Genomic DNA, 18,151 nt, shown 5'->3' with positions numbered 1-18,151 from the left:
TACCCCCTCATCACCCCACCACCCTCTCCACCGGCACCACCGTCCGCAACTCCCGTCCCATCGCATTGATCAACAGCACGATCCTAGCATCCCCCAGGCTCTCCACCGTCCCAGCCTGCCCGGTCAGCGCACCCTCGTGAAGCTTCAGCCTATCCCCCGGCTTCACCGTTGCCCGGTCCACGCGCATCTCGTCGAACTGGCCGGTGTCCTGGGCGAGGCGGATCGCCTGCACGTCGGCGTCGTGGATAGCAATCGGCATGCCGGCGCCGGCATAGGTCTGGCTGCGCAGCACGCGCGTCACATGCTGGCAGTCCAGCACGCGCGACCAGTGTTCGGAAGCCAGCACCAGCAGGTAGCCGGGCCATAGCGGGTAGTGCTGCCGGATCCACTTGCGGTAGCGGCGGTGGTGGAATTCCTTGCGCAGCGAGGGCAGGTATACCGTCTGGCCGAGCGCCGCGATCTCGGCGCAGGCCTGCCGCTCCGCATGCGGATGGCAGCTCACGATGTACCAATCCCCGCGGTTGTCATTTTGCGGCGCGCTCATTTCGCGGCTCCCTGTTGTTGGCCGGGGCCCTGCTGTTCGGGGCGGCGGCCGCCGCGCTTCTTCAGCGCGTGCAGGATGGAGGTGTGGTCGCGGTTGAAGATCCTGCCGATCTGCGGCAGCGACATATCGGGCCTGGCATCGGCCACCGCCTTGATGGCGTCGAAGCGCGCCTGCACCAGTCTCTTCTCCAGGCGCGGGCCGGTGATCTCGGCCAGCGTATAGCCGTGCAGCGCGCCGACGCGGCTGATGATCTCGCGCGCCGGTGTCCTGGGCTCCAGCACGTCGATGCAGCGATAGGCAGCCACGGCCGGATCCTCAGTCCTGGGCGCGGGGCTCGGCCTGGCAGGCTCGGGCTCGACGCCTTTCGGCCTGGCGTTGCGCATGGTGTTTTCGTAACGGGCAATGAACATGGCTCAAGCGCTCCTGCGCCGGGCCATTTCCCGGCGCTTGATGAAGTTCTGGACGGAAGGGGATTGGCCGGCGCCAGGCTGCGGCAGCGGGGATTCTAAGACTCTTGTCTTGATTCTTTTCTCTGTATCAGTCGGCAGTCTTTGTCGGATTTCTCTGATTTCATTGCGTTTTTCGGCGAGTTTCTGGCGGTTTTCCGCAAACTTCCCGTCGAGTCTTTCCCGGCTTTCGATTTCTTCGGAGACCGCCTTGGAGGTGATGACATCACCGTCGAGGGTGAGCTTTCCGCGCCGGGTCAGCGTTTCGAAAGCCTTCCGAAAAGAAGTCGGGCGCATGCCGCAGCGGCGCGCCAGAAGGTCGAGATCGGCACGGATCAGGATGCCGTCATGGTCGTAGAGCTCGCACAGCAGCGTGATGTAGGCAGCGATCTCGTTGGGCGTCAGCCCGAAGGTGCCGTCGCGCCAGCGCTCGATGTAGAGCCGGAACCAGCGTTTCTTGCTCATGGCCGGCGCACCTGGTTTTCGCGCGGACGGAAAACCGCGTCACACTGTTCCTGGAATTGCTGCGTGCGGTAGTCACGGGCGGCCTGCTGCAGCACGTCGAGTTCCTGGCTTTTCTGCAGGATCTCGTGGTCCGGCCGCTTGCGGCGGCCGCGGCCGAAGTCGGCCAGCCAAAACTGCTTGCCATGCGCCATGCGCTCCAGCGCATCGGCCATGTCGCGGCAACGGATGCGCCGGCCCTGAGGTTCGCTGAGGCGGTCGTTCATGGCGTTCAGCGGTTCGCTCATAGGCTCGAGTTTGTTCGGTGGTTCGCTCATAAGCTCGACTTTGTCTGTGGTTCGCTCATGAGCTCACCAGGCGGATCGAGCGGGCGCGGCGGGGCGCGTGGGTGATGAAGCCACGGTCTTCCAGCCCGGCGATCATGCGGTGGATGCCGGCCTTGCTGGCCAGCCCCAGCCCGCTCTTCATCTCCTCGAAGGAAGGGGCGACGCCGTGCCGGACAATGTAAGTGCGGACGAACACAAGCAGCTCACGCTGCCGCGCCGTCATGCCGCCGGCCTTGCTGGGCACAAGCTGACGCACCACTTCGCGGGCAAGCTGTGGGTCGGCTTTGATGAGCGCGCGGGCCTTCATGCAGATCGCTTCGGTCATGGCGTCAGCACGCTCCAGGCGAAGCAGAAGAAGATGAGGGCGGTCAGCAGCGCCGCGGCGCCGCCGAGGCCGATCATGGCCAGACGATGCAGCCGCTCGGATGGATCGGGGCCGCGCAGGTCGTCGTCGAAGTCGTACTTCACAGGCGGATCTCCTCTGGGCCGTTCGGGCCGGCCGCTTCGGTGGAAGAGGCAGCCGACGCCCGGGCGGCGGGAGGGGAGACCTGCCCAGGCGTCGGCCGTCCGCGACAGGGCCGCGGATCGGGGAAACAAGGTGGTGCGGCGCATCGGAAGGCGCGGGGCGCCGTTCGGCTTGGGTTCCTCGCCCCCATGAAATGGGGGAGAGGTGTCGAGGCCGGCGGCAAAGCCGCCGTAGCCGAGACGGAGAGGGGGCAGCGCCGACGGCCGCCGCTGTCAAACCAGAATGGTGCGGTCGTCGGTATGCGGGGAACTTCCCCCTCTCCGTCTCGGGCTTCGCCCGATCCACCTCTCCCCCGCTTCACGGGGGCGAGGAACCCAAGCTGGAGAACTGTCGCCCCGGCAGCATCGCCGGGCGCATCGCTCACACAGTCGGAAGGAAAGTCGCTCATGACTCCCAAATATCACGTAGCGTGAATTATTTTCAAGCCCATAGGCGTTAATTCTTTTCACGGCGTGAATATGTCAGAAAAGGCCATGGCTGATGGCGGACGTTCCAATCAAGACATAGCGATGCGGCTTGCGGCGCTGCTCAAGGCGCTGCAGCGCAACCAGACGTCCTTTGCCCAGCTCATCGGCATCAGCCAGCCGGCGCTGAACAACTATCTGAAGGGGCTGCGCCGGCCGGATCTCGATGTCGCCATCGCCATCCAGTCGAAGACCGGCGTCACTCTGGATTGGCTGTATCTTGGCGACCGGTCTGGATTACCCGCAAAGATGTTGGAGATTCTGCCCGACCTTTCCGATCGCCCGCAAAAGGCAGGATCGGCGCGGAGCGAGTGACCGCTTCCCAGTCCTCGCCCAGGCAGAAGATGATCTGGCGCACATAACGCAGCACCAGCAGCGCCTCGCGCTTGTCCTCGGGCAGCTGCGTGTAGAGTTGGCAGGCCACCCGTTTCAGATGGCCGTCGGCATCCAGCTTCGCTTCCATTCCACCCACCCGCTGCGCTCCTGAGCGTGTATTAGGAACCAATTCCTGTTTCTCTTGTCAAGAACGAAACAAGAACTTATACTCATCTTGTGGAACGCCGGAAAAGCTGATCATGTCGCGCCGGGCCAGGCGCATGGGCCCCGAAAATCGGCATCGATTTTCGGCCGATGCGTCGACTTAGTGGGTGGAGCGTCCTTTGCGCGTCCCGATGGACGTGCGGCGCTCGGTATCAAGGGGTGGAGCGTCCTTTGCGTGTCCTGATGGACACGCGGCGCTCCAGTGGGGGAATCGATGAAGTCTTGGAAGATTGTCGTTATTTTGCTGGTTGCGGTTGCGGGCTTTGCCATCTCCGGGGCCTATTCCCGCTTTGGGAAGCAGCCGACTGTCACGGTGGAGGGTGTGCAGGCTGAAGCCGACAAATCCGGGCTCACTTACCTGAAGGCTCTGAAAGAGGCGCTTCCTGCCGAATACGAGAAATTCATGACCGAATATGTGGCCCTCGCCAACAAAGGCGCCAGCGCTGAAGAGACGGCCGCTTTCTCGACGAAAAGCCTGGCCGATATCCGGCGCCGCTATGCGGCTTCCGTGCGCAAGGCAGATCCTGCCCTGGTGCAGAGCGCGCTCCAGGCCAAGCGGGAGCTGTTCGAGCTGGTGAAGGCGAATGAAACGCCGCAGGATTGCGCCAGCTGGATCATGACGGACACCATGACGCCTGCGATGCAGGCCAAGCGCGAAACCTATGGTGCTCCTGCCGATCGATTTTCCGCTGCCGTCGTGCGGGCCCAGGGCGCCGGCGAAAAGTCTCCGGTGGATATCGGCGCGGCGACGCCGGATGACTGGAAGATCATGGGGCTGCAGTATGTCGCGGGTGGCGGAGCCGTGGCGGATCTTCAGGAGGTCCTGGGGACCGGGGCCATCAATCCGCAGGCCTGCGAGGTATACCAGAGGCTCTTTCAGATCGTGTCTGATGTGCCGGGAGAGCCGGGCCAGCGGCTAAGGGCCGAGATCATGAATCTGTTCGTGTCATACGAATAGCCCGCCTCGCGCAGAACTTTTCTCGAGGCAGGCGCGGCGCGGGAAGCTGAAACGGCGGGGCTCAAGGCGAATGCCTTGCTGTTTGCCGGCGCTCGCTATCGCGAGGCCTTGGCTCTCATGCGCGCCGTCGCCTCCCGCGACCGGACGCCTGTCTCGGCCGGCGAGGAACTGGGGCCTCATGTTCAAGCGGTATCTTGCCAGCAGCGCTGCGCGGCTGAAGCAGATGGTTTCAGGCCCCGCCAACCTCTGCGAGACCTTTGGGCAGCAGATCTCCGGGGTTCGCGGGACAGCGGTTGAGGGGTACTCTATGCCTGGCCTCGCTCGGCGGGCTTTCTTTTGGATCCTGCCGGGTGGTCTTCGGCTCGATGGTGCATCGGTTGATCTCATTGGTATTCACGCTGTGTGAATTTTACGATTGATAAATTCACGTAATGTGATAATCATATCCATTCCAATGGAGAGGGATGGATATGTCCAGCCACATCGACGACGCCGACGGCCTGGTTTTCCGCAAGTCAGGCGACAATCGCTGGCTGGTCACCGTCGATGGCGAGCATGAGCGCACCATCACCCGGGACGGTTCGTCCTTCATTGCCTGGATCGGCTGCCGCGACCGCCACTGGTCGTTCCAGCGCGCGCTCGACGCCTGCGCCGACCACGCCCGCTTCCATCACGAAGCCTGCGCCATCGCCAAGGCCCGGAACGAGGCCGCCGGCGCCACCCTTGCGGCAACCTCTCCTGATGAGCGCGAACGGATCATCGACACGCTCGAAGCCGAACGCGACCTCCTCGACTACGCCGACGCCCACATGGACGTGCCCGCCCGCAAGGCGGCGATAGACAATCAGATCGCGGCGATACGGGCTGCGTGACAACGGCTCCTTTGAGCCTTTGCCAATTTCCCCACCCCCACAACAGATAGGAAGAAGGCATAACACTTAGCGCCAGCCCAAATGCGGGTCGTCATCCTCGACCTCGGAGGGAGCGAAGCGACCGAAGAGTGTCGGGGATCCATTCCGGAACACCGATGGGAATGGATCCAGTTCCGGCCAACCGACCAAAAATGCCAGGTCTGGACCGCTGTGCCTTTCGTCCACGTTCCGGAATGGATCCCCGACACTCTCCACTCCCTCCGGTCGTTCCGAGGTCGAGGATGACGGTCGTGAGGGGCGTCCCGGCCAATCTCCATTGTTGGCGATGACGCCAACGCTCCTGGCTGGCGTTGGTGTCGACACTAACGTTCCAAGTTGACACCGGTGTTCCAGTCAGCGTTGCTGGCGTCCGCGTTCCTGGTTGCCGGTTGGCACCGTTCGCGATTGGCGCGGGCATGGAAATTCCGTCATCCTCGACCTCGGAGGGAGCGAAGCTCCCGCAGAGTGTCGGGGATCCATTCCGGAACGCCGACACGCGCGCGGCGGTCCAGATACAGCTTCAACTCGCTTTCCTGCAGTGTGGCGTCGTTTCCGGCCGTCACCCCACCATGTTCCTTTGCCTTCTATTGCGCCGGCACCGGGCAGGAAAGATCGCCTTCGGCGCAGTGCAGATAGCCCTTCAGCTGTTCGGTCCGCGTCCTGGTGAGGCTTGCCTTGCAGGCAGCCAGGATGGTCGGGGCGGCGCTGCCGCCATCGTCGCCGCTGGACTGGAACGCGCATTCGCCGTCGCGGAAGGCGATCCAGCCTTTCTGCGCGGTGATCAGGCGCGCCTTGGCGCCGGCGTCGCCGGCCAGGCGATGTTCGACCTGCCGGTAGGTGGCGTTCAGCGCGGCGTCGGCCTTGGTGAAATCCTGGCCGGGGTCCTGCGCGAATGCGGCGGAGGCAAGGGCAGCAAGCGCAAAGGCAGTGAAGACAGGTTTCCGCATCGGTTTCCCTCGAATGGCAATGGGGCAGACCGTATGGCAGGCGCCAGCCGATCGGCAAGGGTGTTTCAAGTTGAAACGGTGATGCGCGTCGAAAAGACCGCAGTTGATCGAAGGTTTTCCATTTCGCGTATGCACTATTCTCGTTTTTGAAAAATATTAAAGGCTGTTCGGTCACCCGGATGTCATACTAGACAGAAAGGGTTGGGATATTTACTGTTTTTGGATGGCGGCAGGGAAAGACGCCATGCGGGGTTCATTATGTATAAATTTGTATTTATTTTAACTGCCTTTATTGCCTTGTCCGCCAGCAAGACCACGGAACAACAGAATGCCGAGGCCAGGCAGAAATGCCGGTCGCCTGGTTTTGCCGACGGTTCCCTGGCCGGTTGCATGAATACAGCGGCTGCGGCGCGCGCCGCCGACAGGGATCGGCAGGAGGCGCAGTCCGAAGCCCGGCAGGCCTTCGACAACACCAGCATGAGCCATGGCCGTTTCTCGTTGTCGCAGCACAACGGCGGCACCGTGGCCAGCGTCCCGCCTGTGACGCGTTGAGTTCCCTTCAAGCACTTCGCAATAACGACCTGAACGGAGAGAGAGCATGAGAAAGTTGATTGCAGCAGCCGCGCTGGCCTGCCTGCTACCCGTCGCCGCCTGGGCGCAGAGCGTCGCCGACATGGACAAGTCGCTCGACGCGCTGTTCGGCGGCCACAAGCCCTATGCGGATTTCTTCGCCAAGCTGCAGACGGCGGTCGCGTCCGGCGACAAGGCCACCGTCGCCGGCCTGATCGATTATCCGTTCCAGGCGCGCATCGGCGACAAGGCCGTCAAGATCAAGGACGCCGCGCATTTCACCAGCGACTACGACAAGGTGATCACGGCGAAGGTCAAGGCGGCCGTCGCCAAGCAGACCTATGCCACGCTGTTCGCCAACTGGCAGGGCGTGATGATCGGCGACGGCGAGATCTGGTTCTCCGGTGTCGGCAAGGATGCGAACCACATGGCCGTGAAGATCACCGCCATCAACGATTGAGCGGGGGCTGTTCTCCATTTTCCAGAAAGGGTCATCATCATGCTTCGTTTCATCGTTCCGGCGGCGCTTCTGCTTGCCGGGGCCGTCCCGGCCGCCAACGCGCAGAATGCGCACGGCCCCACGGTGCAGTGCCAGTCGCGCGGCGATCAATATGACGAGTGTTTCGCCGGTCCGCTCAAGCAGCCGCAGCTCGTCTTCCAGGAATCGAGCAGCCCCTGCATCGTCAACAAGACCTGGGGCTACAACCGGCAGAGCCGGTACATCTGGGTCGCGCAGGGCTGCCGGGGCGTCTTCGCCGATGTCGGCGGCTATCATCACGGCCGTGGCGACGGTTTCGACCATAACGCGCGCATGTACGACCATCGCGGCCACGACACCGGCGCCATGATTGCCGGCGCGGTCATCGGCGCCATCATAGAGGGCGCCGTCGACAAGCATTCCCACACCATCAGCAACCACCGCGACCATGGCGGCTACAATGGCTGCCACGGCGTCGGCTGCATGGTCGACAACCCCGACGACCAGATCGACACGCGGCCGCAGTTCGACAGGCAAGGCTTTCCGAACTTCGACGAACACGGCAACTACCAGGGCTGTCACGGCGTCGGATGCCTCGTCGACAATCCCGACGATCCGAATTGAACGGCGTGGATAGGCAGTAGGCAGTAGGCAGTAGGCAGTAGGCAGTCGGGTCGGGGCTGTCGGCGGCACGCCTTTTCCGCGGCCATCGATGGCTTGACGGCCAATCGGCGTTTGCGATCCATCTCCTGCTGCCTGCTGCCTGCTGCCTGCTGCCTGCTGCCTGCTGCCTGCTGCCTGCTGCCTGCTGCCTGCTGCCTGCTGCCTACTTTTTCGGAACCATCGCCGTTTCCGGCGGTTGCCTCTTCATGACGACGTTCGATGAGGAGACTGCCTTGGATCATGGACGCAACAAACGTTACACGCGCATCCGCGCTCGGGCCGGCGAAATCTGGCAGCAGGAAGGCTGCCCCGACAACCGGCATGAGCACCACTGGCTGCTGGCCCTGCGTCAGATCGATCTCGAGGATGCGCTTCCGGCGCGCTCCGCGGTGGAGCCTGTCCGGCGACCGGTCGTGAGAACGCCCGGCGGGAGCGTGCACGCCATCCCGCGAAAGCCGGCTTACAGGCAGCGCTCCGGCATCTGAACCAAATCCCTTTTTCGCCGCGCCGCCATTCGGGCGGTTCGCAAGTTGAGGCCATCCAAGCAAGGAGGACCTGACGATGGGTCGTGGCATTCTTTTGTGGCTACTCGGCATTCCAATCCCGATCATCATCCTGATCCTGTTGTTCTGGCACTGAGCCCGCGAAGTCGCAGACTTTTCGGGATCACGCGCCAGCATCGGGCAAATGATGACGGGCCGCCGCGGCCGCCGATCCGGCCGCTTTTTCAAGAGCCGGGCGCTCCCCGCCCAATGGAGAAAAAACCATGGACTGGAACCGCATCGAAGGAAACTGGAAGCAGGTGAAAGGCAAGGTCAAGGAGCAGTGGGGCAAGCTCACCGACGACGATCTCGACCAGATCGCCGGGCGCCGCGACCAGCTGGAAGGCAAGATCCAGGAGCGATACGGCCTCGCCAAGGACCGCGCCAGGAGCGACGTCGACGACTGGTTCAGCCGTCTGCCCTGAGGTTGAGGATGACGGGCTTCATTTTGGCGCCGGGCGTCGGCGCCGCTATCTCCCCCCTTGCGGGGGAGAAAGGATTTTCACGATCTTAGCGAGCACGCCCTTTAGGGGGGCGCAGTCTAAGTCGTAGAAAATCCAAGAGAGGGGATCTTCAGCTGAGGGGGTTGCCCGTTATCGCGAGGCCGAGAATGGCCTTTCGTCAGCGTTGTGCCGGCATGTCCCCTCTCTTGCGATTTCTAGCACTTAGACTGCGCCGCCCTACAGGGCGTGCTCGCTAAGATGCTGAAATCGCTTTCTCCCCCACAAGGGGGGAGATAGGGCGCCGGCGCTCTACGATAGCCCGGCCCTCGGCTATGGCCTCGGGCGTTCGGGCCATTCCATCTACGTTCCGGAATGGATCCCCGACACTCTCCAGTCGCTTCGCTCCTTTACGAGGTCGAGGATGACGGGCTTCATTTTGGCGCCGGGCGCAGGCGCCTTTATCTCCCCCCTTGCGGGGGAGAAAGGATTTTCACGATCTTAGCGAGCACGCCCTTTAGGGCGGCGCAGTCTAAGTCGTAGAAAATCCAAGAGAGGGGATATTCAGCCGAGGGGGTTGCCCGTTACCGCGAGGCCGAGAATGGCCTTTCGAACAAGATGCTTGAGAGCTAGTCAGTGGCGTGCCGGCCCCGGCCCTCGGCTATGGCCTCGGGCGTTCGAGCCTTTTGAAAGGTCCACCGGACCTTTCAAATCGCCTGCGGCGAACCAGGCTCTCACCCCCTCTCTTGCGATTTCCAGCACTTAGACTGCGCCGCCCTGCGAGCGTGCTCGTCTAAGACGCTGAAATCGCTTTCTCCCCCACGAGGGGGGAGATAGGGCGCCGGCGCTTGCGCCATTCCGGAACGCGGACGAAGGCGCGACGATCCAGACCGCAGTCGCGCCGGTTGGCAGATCCAGGGAGAGGAGACAGGCCGATGGCGGGCGCCTGATCGAGGAATTTGTGCGCACCGATTATCGCAGCTTCCTCAGGCAGCTCGGCGCGGAAGGGAAGTAAACGCGCGCCGCCGTCGTTCAGGAACCATTCAGCCTTCCCGCTGTTGAGTGGGCTAGGGACGCATTCATTGGAGGATGAAATGGAACGACGGCAGTTTCTGATGTCGGCCCTGGGTCTCGCCGGAGCCGCGGTGATGGTTTCGGCAATCCGGCCTGGTCAGGCGCTCGCCGGTGTGCCCGGCCCGGGCATTCTGGACGAACTGGATCAGGCCCAGCCGGCGGTTCTCGACGGCGACGTCGATGCCGAGGCAGAGCCTGTCGACCATCGCCGCTGGCATCGCCGTGGCTGGCGCCGCGGATGGGATGATCGTCCCTGGCGTCGCCCGTGGTACGACGACGGACCGCGTTACGGCCGCCCGAGATGGCGGCGTGTCTGCCGCCGCGTCTGGCGTCGCGGCAGCTGGCGCGTGCGCTGCTGGCGTGAGCGTGGCTGGCGCCGCGGCTGGTAAGAGCGCCGGGTCGGGCAAGGGGCAGGGCATCCTGAAAGGCGCACCACGCGTCCATAAGGGTGTTCTAAAGTACACAATTGCCCGACTCAGTGTTTGCTGGCAAACTTCGGCATGCTGACGAGGAGTAAGTCAGTGGGCTTGAGGCTCGATTTTGCTTCGGCATTCTCCCAGGTCGAGCCTCGCCCTACCCCTCTGTCCTGTCCGTATCCATCGTCCGCACCGGCCAGCCGCGATTGAATTCCAATGGCGTGTCCTGCCGAACACGGCTGTTGGGAGAAATCGAGCAAGGCTGGCCGAACGGCGGAGGAACGCGCGCTTTTTTGTAGTGGAGCGCGCTGTTTTATGCGCTTGCTCGTTGCCTCGTTGCTGGATTTCGCACCATGGATCTCGACCGCTATTCCCCGCAGATGCTGAGTGTCATGCGCATCGTATGCGGCCTGGCCTATCTCTATTGCAGCCTGCCGGCCCTGATGCAGCCGCCGAACCTGGACCATCCGACGCACATGCTGCTCTACTGGGTCTCACGCTGGGTGCAGATCCTGGCCGGCTCGCTGATCGTCGTCGGCCTGTTCACGCGCCTTGCCGCGCTTTTCCTCTCCATCAACTTCTTCGTCATGTACCCCTACTGGTACCAGCCCGGGCTCAACTGGCCCTCCGTCGAGGCAACCGGCTTCACGCTGGCCAGCGTCGTGTGCATGTATCTGGTCACGGCCGGAGCGGGACGCTGGAGCCTGGATGCCGTGCGCACCAGCCTGCGCGACAACCTGGCAAGGCGGTAGGCCAGGCCGCTGGTGATTAGCGCCGGAGGTACGTGAAGGCCGTCATCCTCGACCTCGTGAACGACCGGAGGGAGTGGAGAGTGTCGGGGATCCATTCCGGAACAGCAGAGAAGGCCGCCGCGCTCCAGACCACCCACTCTTGCCATGTGCTGGTGATAGACGCCCGCGCCGGGTGTCGCATTGGCGCTTTCGCTCAAGCGAAAGCCGCCATGCGCGCCTCGACCTGCATGTCCGCCCGAGGGGCCAGCAGGGCGTGCAAGGTGGAAAGCACGGCCTGAGGACGTTCGATCAGCAGGCATTTCTCCAGCCCTTCGCCGCATATGTAGCCGGAGCAGCGCAGATACATGAACAGGTCGAACAGCGGCGACCAGCACCTGCCGAAATTGGCGATGAGCAGCGGCTTGCTGCCGGGTTCGTCCTTGTGCAGCGCGATGACCTCGCTGAGTTCCTCGATGGCGCCGACCCCGCCCGGCAATGCGATGAGAACGTCGGCCCGGTCGAACATGGCTCTCTTGCGGGCCTGGAAGCCGGGCACCACCACGACTTCGTCCGCGAAGTACCCGCTGTTGCGCGGGTAGGTGGAGGCTTGCTGCACCACGGCGGTGACCATGCCGCCGTTTTCGGCGGCGGCCCGGGCCACCGAGCCGGTCAGGTCGCCTTCCTCTCCGCCATAGACCAGACCTATGCCTTCGAGGGCAAGCAGGCGGCCGAGTTCGACAGCCGAGTCGGCGATTTCCCCTTCGTCTGCCTGCTTCGATCCGCCGAAGACGCAAACCCGCCCCGGCGATCTGATCGCATCGATATGTCGAGAACGGCGCCTAAGCCCCTCCACCAGCGTGGTCATGCTCCTCTCCTTTGACCATTTGTTCCGTTCAGTCCGCCCGTTTCCTGAAAGGAAATATGTCGGCCTGCCCCCCGCAGTTCGGGCTCAGCCTGTTGAGATGGTATGGAGATGCACAAACCCGCACATCGGGGAGGCTACCTAGATTTCAGCCAGCCGAACCCCCGGTTTTGAGAAATATCAAGGGGTTGGAGCCATTCCAGGCAGGGTGCGTCGCGGTTGAAGATGGGTCTGGAGCGCTGAATATTCGTCAACGTTCCGGAATGGATCCCCGACACTCTCCACTCCCTTCGGTCGCTCACGAGGTCGAGGATGACGGAGTTCCCTGTTCGCCTTCGCTCATCACCAGCGTGTGTTCCGATCACGAAATCCGCGGGACGGCCTGATATCGCAGCGTCATGCGAGCGAGCGCGGGAGGCAAAAATACCGGTAGTGTGCGTCAGGCACCAACGGTGACGATTAGCGCAATTCCAGGAAAAGTGCGCAGCGGTTTTCCGTCCGGAATTGCGTAAAAACAAAGAGTTGGAGCGGTTCCGCGTTTCCGTAAAAAACGGAAACGCTCTAGCGCCGGCATCAAATGCAGTCCGTCATCCTCGACCTCGCAGGGAGCGAAGCGACTGGAGAGTGTCGGGGATCCATTCCGGAACGCTGGAGAACCGAGCTGACATTGCCCCGACTGCCACGTTGTCGGCAGCTGCGAGAAAGACGACGACGCCTTCAGGCAGCCTGCGAGGGGTCGCGATCGGGCAGCAGCCATGGTTCGCCGCGCAGCCGCAGAAGCACTTCCATGCGGTTGGCGGCGCTGAACTTGCCGAGCACGGCGGAGACATGATGCTCGATCGTGCGTGGCGAACGCGACATGCGGCGTGCGATTTCCTTGTTGCCGATGCCCTGGGCGATCAGCTCGAGAACCTGCTGCTCGTGCCGGGTCAGGCCCAGCGGATGGTGGCGGGCCGCCGAATAAGGGCCTCTGCGTGTCTTCGGCATCCTGTCGGCGATGCCCAGGCGTTGAGCGATCCTGCGCCCAAGCTGGGCGGCTGGCCTGGCCTCCAGCCGGTCCAGTGTCGCGACCGCGCCCACAATCGCCTGTTCGGCCTGCGAGCCTGTGGCTTGCAGCGCGGACAAGGCTGCCTCATAGGGCAGCCCAAGCCGTGCCCATTCCTCGGATGCCGCCAGCGGATCGCCGGCAAGCTCGTGGGCGCGCGGCAAGGGCAGGGAGTCCGACACCGGCACCGCGATGCCGCAGCGACGACCCCATACCGCGAGCTCACCCAGGTCCCATGGCCTGAAGTTGGTAAGGTCCATCGCGGTCAACGCGGCAAGGTTTTCGGCGGCGGCTTCGCTGTCCCCGGCCAGCCACGCCGCCTCGACCATGGCCAGGCGCACGGGCACGATGCGCTGCGGTTCCTCCGTCTGGAGGCCTTCCTTCAAGGTGCGTTCGAGCAGATCGGGGGCCGACCTGTCGCCCAGCCGCATGCGGACGGTTGCCAGCACCGTCATGGCGGGAAGGTGCATGACCATGGGCACCTCTTCCTGCTTCATGACGCCGTCGGCGATCGATTCAGCCTCGCGGAACCGGCCCTGCTCGAGCCGGAGCTGGGCCTGGCGGCCGATCAGATACTGGGCGGGCAGGTCGAGGTCGTAGCGGGCACAGTAAGCGATCCCGTCGGACAGCAGGCGCTCCGCGAGGTCGAAATCCTTCTCCAGGGCCACACATTCCGAGAAGTTCGTATAGGCGCGGGCCGCATCGTCATGAAGGGCATGCTGGAGAGAGAGGTCGAGGCTTTCCTGCAGGCGTTCCTTTCCACCCGGCCGGTTGGCGAACATCAGCGCGGTGCCGACATTGTTCAGCGCATGGACCCTGGTGCCTATTTCTCCAAATCGATGCGACAGCGAAATCGCGCGTTCGCCCCATTCGACGGCCTGGTCGAAACGGTAGTGCAGCATGTGAAGCTGCGACCGCGTGCTGTAGGCCAGCGCCAGCTCCGGCCCCGGCGACAGGGCCTCGACCTCGCGCACCGCTTCATCGGCGAAATCTTCCGCCAGGCGGCCCTCGCCCTGCCGCCAGTACAGGCGCGACAGCATCCGCATGTTGGCGCTGATCTTCTCGTGCCGGCCAAGCTGCCGCCAGATGGCGATGGCCCTGTGTCTTGCCTCGATGATGCCGGGATAGTCGCGCAGGCTGAGGCTCGCCTCATAGGCCCAGTTGTCGTGGAGCTGGGCGGCGAGTTCCGGCGCGGCCAGCCCGACATAGCGCAGCGCCGTCGCGTGATGGGCGGCGGCTTCCCGATGTGAGCCCAGGCGTGCCGCCTGCCTGGCGGCGTGTGGAGCAAGTTCCAGAACCCGCTCGCCATTGCCGGCGCCATCCGCATGATGGACCCGCCGGGACAGCATCGCCGCGTCCTGCGCCGTGGGAAGTTCGGCCAGTGCGGCCTCTATGCGGGCATGGAGCAGCCTTTGCGCGGATGGCGCTATCCGTTCCAGGGTCGCCTCGCGCGCCAGTTCATGGCGGAAGGTCAGCATGTCGCTTTCGTCCAGCCGCAGCAGGCCACGCGCCAGGCACTGGTCGATGATGTGGTTCGCGTCTTCCCCGATCAGGTGTTCGATCAGCCAGGGTTCGATGCCGCCGGGGGTGATGCTCACCGTGTCGAGCAAGGCGCGCACGTCCGCGCCGAGCCTCGACAGCCTTGCCCACACCGCGTCACGGATCGAGCCCGGCAGGCGCCTGCCGTCCTGCGCCCCGTCCGACAGAAGCTCCGAGACGAAGAAGGGGTTGCCTTCCGTGATGCGGTGAAGGTCTTGCGGCGAGCGTCCGGCTTCCTCGGCCAGCCGGTTGACGCTCTCCACCGAAAGCGGCTGGAGATTGATGCGGGTGACGACCGAAGCCGGCAGGTCGCCGAGCACATCGCGCAAGGCGTGGTCGATGCCGACCTCGTCGCTGCGCACGCTGAGCACCAGCATCGCCGGCAGCAGCGCGATGCGGCGGCCGAGATATCTGACGAGGTCGAGCGTCGCGTTGTCGGCCCAATGCATGTCCTCGAAAATGAGTATGGCGGCGCTGTCGGCGCGCTGGAGCATCTGAAGCAAGGCAGGAAACAGCTTGTCCTGGGCGGCGGATTCCTCGATCAACGCCGATATGCCCGGCGGGAACGCCGCCGCCATGTCGTGGACGGGGCCGAGCGGGCGCGGCGTGAACAGCGCTTCGCACCAGCCCCAGAAGATGCGGCTCTCTTCCGCCGCCTGCTCCGCGAAGACGCGGATGAGGGTGGTCTTGCCGATGCCTGCTTCGCCTTCGACGACAACCACGCGGCCATGTCCGGCCTCGGCAAGAGCGCCGATCGACCGCATCGCCTCCAGCGGTTTTTCCCTCTCAAGCAGCATCGGACCCCTCGCACGCAACGGCAGGTTACCCCATCAGGATGCCGGTAAGGGCTGACAACCGTGTGGCAGGCTCCCAGGCCGCAGCAAAGTCCATTTTCATGTCCGAATTGGGCACGTCCACTGACTATGCCCCCAGCCGGGCCATGTGCATAGTCTCTGTTGGCGATAGCCTTAACCGGCGAGGCGGAGCGCCGATGGTTCGGCCGCGCACCGATGGCATGGTTTTCGGCCATATGCCGGCAAAGGAACGCCCGAGGCGGAAGCCGGCCGGTCCTCGACTGGCCCGAGCGTTCCGATTTCATGGAAATTTCACGCAACGATCCGGACTTTCAGCCCGCCGGCCGGGCACCGTCGCCCCATCGTCACAGATGGTGGAGAGGGCAATGGCACATATCCGCATCGACCGGCCGGCATCGGCCTTGTTCCGGACCATCCTCGGGTTCCCGGATCGCGTAGCCAAGGCCGTGAAGGCGCGCGCGCTGGACAGGAGGACGCTGCACGCCCTTCAGCAGCTCAGCGACCACCAGCTCGACGACATCGGCATCTGTCGAAAGCCGCGCCGTATCAGATCCGATTATCTTGGCCGGGAGCCGCGCCAGGAAATGGAATTCGATTATTATCGTCTCGACATGTAATCTGGTCGCCTGCGGGCCATGCCGGGAGGCGATGACGGGTCGGGGGGACGCGATGAAGCCGGCGCTGATCTATGAATTCGGCGGCCACACGCTCGATCTCGGGCGCCGGCGGCTCCGGCATGGCGGCGACGACATCGCGATACGCCCGAAGTCTCTGGCGCTGCTGATCTACCTGGTCGAGAACCCTGGCCGGGTCATCGACAAGGAGGAACTGATCGGCGCGCTCTGGCCGGACACCATCGTCTCGGACGACTCCCTCAGCCAATGCCTGAAGGACGTGCGCGCCGCGCTCGGGGCGGAGGCTGAAAATCTTGTCCGGACGGTGCCGCGGCGCGGCTACATCGTCGACGAGGGACAGGTCCGCTGCCGCAGCGAACTTCCCTCGCCGCAGTCGAAACTGCCTTCCATCGCGGTGCTGCCGTTCCGGCCGCTGGCGCGCGACCGCGAACACCACTGGTTCGCCGAAGGGCTGACCGAGGACATCGCCACGGCGCTGACGCGAAGCCGGCAGCTCACAGTGATGTCTGGCCGCATTGCCGCACCGGAGGTTCCGCGCCCGGCAGCGGAAGCCGCCGAAGCGCTGGGCGTCGGCCACATCGTCGACGGCAGCGTGCGGCTGGTGGGGGAGCGCCTGCGCGTGTCGGCGCAGCTCGTCGACGCGCGTTCGGGCACGATCCTGTGGGCGGATCGCTTCGACCGCTATCTGAGCGACGTCTTCGCCATTCAGGACGAGATCGCCGAGGCGATCGTCAGGCATCTGGTGGTGGAGCTGCTGCCGCAGGAGCAGCGCGCCATCCAGCTGTCGCGGACCGACAACATGGAGGCCTATACCTATTACCGGCACGGATGGCAGCTGGCGCGGCACTGGACGCGGTCGCATCTTGTGGTGGCGCGCCGGATGTTCACCCGGGCGGTCGAACTCGATCCGGCTTTCGCGCGCGCCCTTTCGGCCATCGCCTTGTGCGATTGCTACCTGCTGGAATGGTTCGCCACCGACGAAACGCCGGACTCCGTCCTCGCCATCGCCGACAGGGCGCTGGCGCTCGACGCCAGCCTCGCCGAGGCGCATGTGGCGCGAGGCCTGGCGTTCCAGAGATCCGGCCGCACCGAAGATGCGCGCGGCGCCTATGCGCAGGCCCTGGCCATCGACCCGACCTGTTTCGAGGCGCGGCTGTTCTCGGGCTTCCTGGCCTGGACTCTGGGGCATCGCGAGATCGCCAAGGCGGAATTCATCGAGGCGGCGCAACTGCGCCGCGACGACTATCTCGGCCCCTACTTCGTCCTGGCGGCGATCGACAAGGCAGACCCGGACAAGGTCAGATGGGCCAGGCTCACGCTCGAACTGGCCGAACGCGTGGCGATCCTGCAGCCCGAGAATCCCGCGCCCCTGTCGCGAGGAGCAATAGCGCTGATGCATCTCGGCAAGGCCGACCTTGCGGTCTCCTGGATCAAACGCGCCCTGATGCTCGATCCCGACGATCCGATCACGACCTACAATGCCGCGTCGGTCTACTCCGTCGCTGGCGATCAGGAGACCGCGCTGCGCTTCCTCAAGATCTATGTCCGGCAAAGCGCGGCCGGCATGGCCGACATGATCAGGAATGACGACGACCTGGCGGGGGTCAGGAACCATCCCGGTTTCAGGGAAGTCATGGCCGCCGGCTGGCGGCCACGTCCTTGATCGTGGCCCCGTCCCGCACTGTCCGCCGGCGGAGGAGGCATGTGCGATTGGTTTGCCGGCTGTCGGCAAACCAAGGGCTAGCCGCGGATGCCGGCGGGATTGTCGGCGCCCACCGCATAGGTTCCATCGCCGCGCACCACCTTGCCGTTTTCGAAGCGCAGCACTTCGCTCACGCTCGAGCCTTTCTGGTTGCGGTATTGGATGACGAGCGTGTCGATGCCGCCGAAGACGCGCTCGATGGTGAAGTGAAGGTCGGGTATCCGGCGCAGGCCCTCTTCCCAATAGGCGCGCAGCGCCGCTTTCCCCACCAGCCTGCCGCCTGTTTCAGGCAGGAGGCTGGCGGCGATCGGCGAGGTGAACACCACGTCGTCGGCAAAATGCGCCAGAACCCGCTCGAGATCGTGCGAATTCCAGTCGGCGCACCAGCGTTCGGCGAATTCATTCCAGTTCACATGCATCTCCATCGATCTTGCCCCGGGATTATCGTGACGCGAGACGGGCATTCAACGGCCTGACCCGCCCCGCATTTGGGCCAGTTCGCTTCCGTCGGAGCG

The 18,151-nt window shown here is 64.1% G+C and carries 22 protein-coding genes; 12 read left to right on the top strand and 10 right to left on the bottom strand.

The genetic code is table 11. The annotated features are described in order from the left end of the window. Window positions 1–10 precede the first annotated feature (10 nt). Genes AO692_RS21635 through AO692_RS33195 form a run of 6 tightly spaced genes read right to left on the bottom strand, consistent with a single transcriptional unit; the run spans window position 11 to window position 2,246 of the window. A complete protein-coding gene (locus AO692_RS21635) occupies window positions 11–544 on the bottom strand; it encodes a transcription termination/antitermination NusG family protein (RefSeq protein WP_054312113.1) in 534 nt (177 codons plus the stop codon). Then, on the bottom strand, window positions 541–954 hold the full coding sequence (locus AO692_RS21630; RefSeq protein WP_054312112.1) for a helix-turn-helix domain-containing protein: 414 nt from the start codon (window positions 952–954) through the stop codon (window positions 541–543). Before AO692_RS21630 ends, AO692_RS21635 begins: the two co-directional genes overlap by 4 nt. A gap of 3 nt (window positions 955–957) precedes the next feature. Then, complete coding sequence (locus AO692_RS21625) at window positions 958–1,455, bottom strand: DUF1376 domain-containing protein (protein ID WP_054312111.1); 498 nt, start codon at window positions 1,453–1,455, stop codon at window positions 958–960. Further along, complete coding sequence (locus tag AO692_RS21620) at window positions 1,452–1,739, bottom strand: hypothetical protein (RefSeq protein ID WP_152979922.1); 288 nt, start codon at window positions 1,737–1,739, stop codon at window positions 1,452–1,454. Before AO692_RS21620 ends, AO692_RS21625 begins: the two co-directional genes overlap by 4 nt. Window positions 1,740–1,794: 55 nt before the next feature. Then, window positions 1,795–2,103 (bottom strand): hypothetical protein, encoded by a 309-nt coding sequence (locus AO692_RS21615; RefSeq protein WP_054312109.1) that lies wholly within the window; start codon window positions 2,101–2,103, stop codon window positions 1,795–1,797. After that, window positions 2,100–2,246: a hypothetical protein gene (locus tag AO692_RS33195; RefSeq protein ID WP_161808104.1), complete on the bottom strand. Its 147-nt coding sequence runs from the start codon at window positions 2,244–2,246 to the stop codon at window positions 2,100–2,102. The genes AO692_RS21615 and AO692_RS33195 overlap by 4 nt, the downstream gene beginning before the upstream one ends. A gap of 531 nt (window positions 2,247–2,777) precedes the next feature. Here AO692_RS33195 and AO692_RS21610 point away from each other — a divergent pair. The 3 genes from AO692_RS21610 to AO692_RS21595 all read left to right on the top strand — a co-directional run bounded on the left by AO692_RS21610 (window position 2,778) and on the right by AO692_RS21595 (window position 5,138). After that, window positions 2,778–3,083 (top strand): helix-turn-helix transcriptional regulator, encoded by a 306-nt coding sequence (locus tag AO692_RS21610; protein WP_161808103.1) that lies wholly within the window; start codon window positions 2,778–2,780, stop codon window positions 3,081–3,083. Window positions 3,084–3,522: 439 nt separating this feature from the next. Continuing rightward, window positions 3,523–4,266 carry a hypothetical protein gene (locus AO692_RS21605; RefSeq protein WP_054312107.1) on the top strand — a complete coding sequence of 248 codons (744 nt, stop codon included), beginning with the start codon at window positions 3,523–3,525 and terminating at the stop codon, window positions 4,264–4,266. 470 nt (window positions 4,267–4,736) lie between these two features. Then, on the top strand, window positions 4,737–5,138 hold the full coding sequence (locus AO692_RS21595) for a hypothetical protein (RefSeq protein ID WP_152979921.1): 402 nt from the start codon (window positions 4,737–4,739) through the stop codon (window positions 5,136–5,138). Window positions 5,139–5,761: 623 nt separating this feature from the next. Here the strand turns inward: AO692_RS21595 and AO692_RS21590 are convergent. Beyond that, a complete protein-coding gene (locus tag AO692_RS21590; RefSeq protein ID WP_054312104.1) occupies window positions 5,762–6,124 on the bottom strand; it encodes a lysozyme inhibitor LprI family protein in 363 nt (120 codons plus the stop codon). Between the two features lie 258 nt (window positions 6,125–6,382). Here AO692_RS21590 and AO692_RS21585 point away from each other — a divergent pair, with 258 nt between their 5' ends. The 7 genes from AO692_RS21585 to AO692_RS21555 all read left to right on the top strand — a co-directional run bounded on the left by AO692_RS21585 (window position 6,383) and on the right by AO692_RS21555 (window position 11,059). Then, entirely contained in the window at window positions 6,383–6,676 is a 294-nt protein-coding gene (locus AO692_RS21585; protein WP_054312103.1) for a hypothetical protein, read from the top strand. A gap of 46 nt (window positions 6,677–6,722) precedes the next feature. Next, window positions 6,723–7,154, top strand: coding sequence for a hypothetical protein (locus AO692_RS21580; RefSeq protein WP_054312102.1), 432 nt, complete (start codon window positions 6,723–6,725; stop codon window positions 7,152–7,154). 39 nt (window positions 7,155–7,193) lie between these two features. After that, window positions 7,194–7,796 (top strand): DUF3011 domain-containing protein, encoded by a 603-nt coding sequence (locus AO692_RS21575; RefSeq protein ID WP_054312101.1) that lies wholly within the window; start codon window positions 7,194–7,196, stop codon window positions 7,794–7,796. A 272-nt stretch (window positions 7,797–8,068) separates the two neighbouring features. Next, on the top strand, window positions 8,069–8,320 hold the full coding sequence (locus AO692_RS21570; protein ID WP_161808102.1) for a DUF2934 domain-containing protein: 252 nt from the start codon (window positions 8,069–8,071) through the stop codon (window positions 8,318–8,320). Window positions 8,321–8,601: 281 nt separating this feature from the next. Beyond that, a complete protein-coding gene (locus AO692_RS21565; protein WP_054312099.1) occupies window positions 8,602–8,802 on the top strand; it encodes a CsbD family protein in 201 nt (66 codons plus the stop codon). 1,109 nt (window positions 8,803–9,911) lie between these two features. Next, complete coding sequence (locus AO692_RS21560) at window positions 9,912–10,280, top strand: hypothetical protein (RefSeq protein ID WP_054312098.1); 369 nt, start codon at window positions 9,912–9,914, stop codon at window positions 10,278–10,280. A gap of 380 nt (window positions 10,281–10,660) precedes the next feature. After that, window positions 10,661–11,059 (top strand): DoxX family protein, encoded by a 399-nt coding sequence (locus AO692_RS21555; protein WP_054312097.1) that lies wholly within the window; start codon window positions 10,661–10,663, stop codon window positions 11,057–11,059. 193 nt (window positions 11,060–11,252) lie between these two features. Here AO692_RS21555 and AO692_RS21550 read toward each other — a convergent pair whose 3' ends face one another. Together AO692_RS21550 and AO692_RS21545 are read right to left on the bottom strand one after the other, a co-directional pair. Next, entirely contained in the window at window positions 11,253–11,903 is a 651-nt protein-coding gene (locus AO692_RS21550; RefSeq protein ID WP_054312096.1) for a TIGR00730 family Rossman fold protein, read from the bottom strand. 714 nt (window positions 11,904–12,617) lie between these two features. Continuing rightward, window positions 12,618–15,281, bottom strand: coding sequence for an AAA family ATPase (locus AO692_RS21545; protein WP_054312095.1), 2,664 nt, complete (start codon window positions 15,279–15,281; stop codon window positions 12,618–12,620). Between the two features lie 383 nt (window positions 15,282–15,664). Between AO692_RS21545 and AO692_RS33190 the strand changes: the two genes are divergently transcribed. Beyond that, the gene (locus AO692_RS33190; RefSeq protein WP_054312094.1) at window positions 15,665–15,916 is read left to right on the top strand and encodes a DUF1127 domain-containing protein; all 252 of its coding nucleotides are present in this window, start codon (window positions 15,665–15,667) and stop codon (window positions 15,914–15,916) included. Between the two features lie 52 nt (window positions 15,917–15,968). After that, window positions 15,969–17,597: a tetratricopeptide repeat protein gene (locus AO692_RS21535; protein WP_054312093.1), complete on the top strand. Its 1,629-nt coding sequence runs from the start codon at window positions 15,969–15,971 to the stop codon at window positions 17,595–17,597. Between the two features lie 77 nt (window positions 17,598–17,674). Here AO692_RS21535 and AO692_RS21530 read toward each other — a convergent pair whose 3' ends face one another. Beyond that, a complete protein-coding gene (locus tag AO692_RS21530; RefSeq protein WP_054312417.1) occupies window positions 17,675–18,055 on the bottom strand; it encodes a nuclear transport factor 2 family protein in 381 nt (126 codons plus the stop codon). Window positions 18,056–18,151 lie beyond the last annotated feature (96 nt).

Origin of the sequence: Mesorhizobium sp. 1M-11 (assembly GCF_001303895.1) — a bacterium.
Taxonomy (GTDB): Bacteria; Pseudomonadota; Alphaproteobacteria; order Rhizobiales; family Rhizobiaceae; genus Mesorhizobium.
Note: the sequence above shows the minus strand (reverse complement) of the source record. Positions and strands in the feature narration are given on the sequence as shown.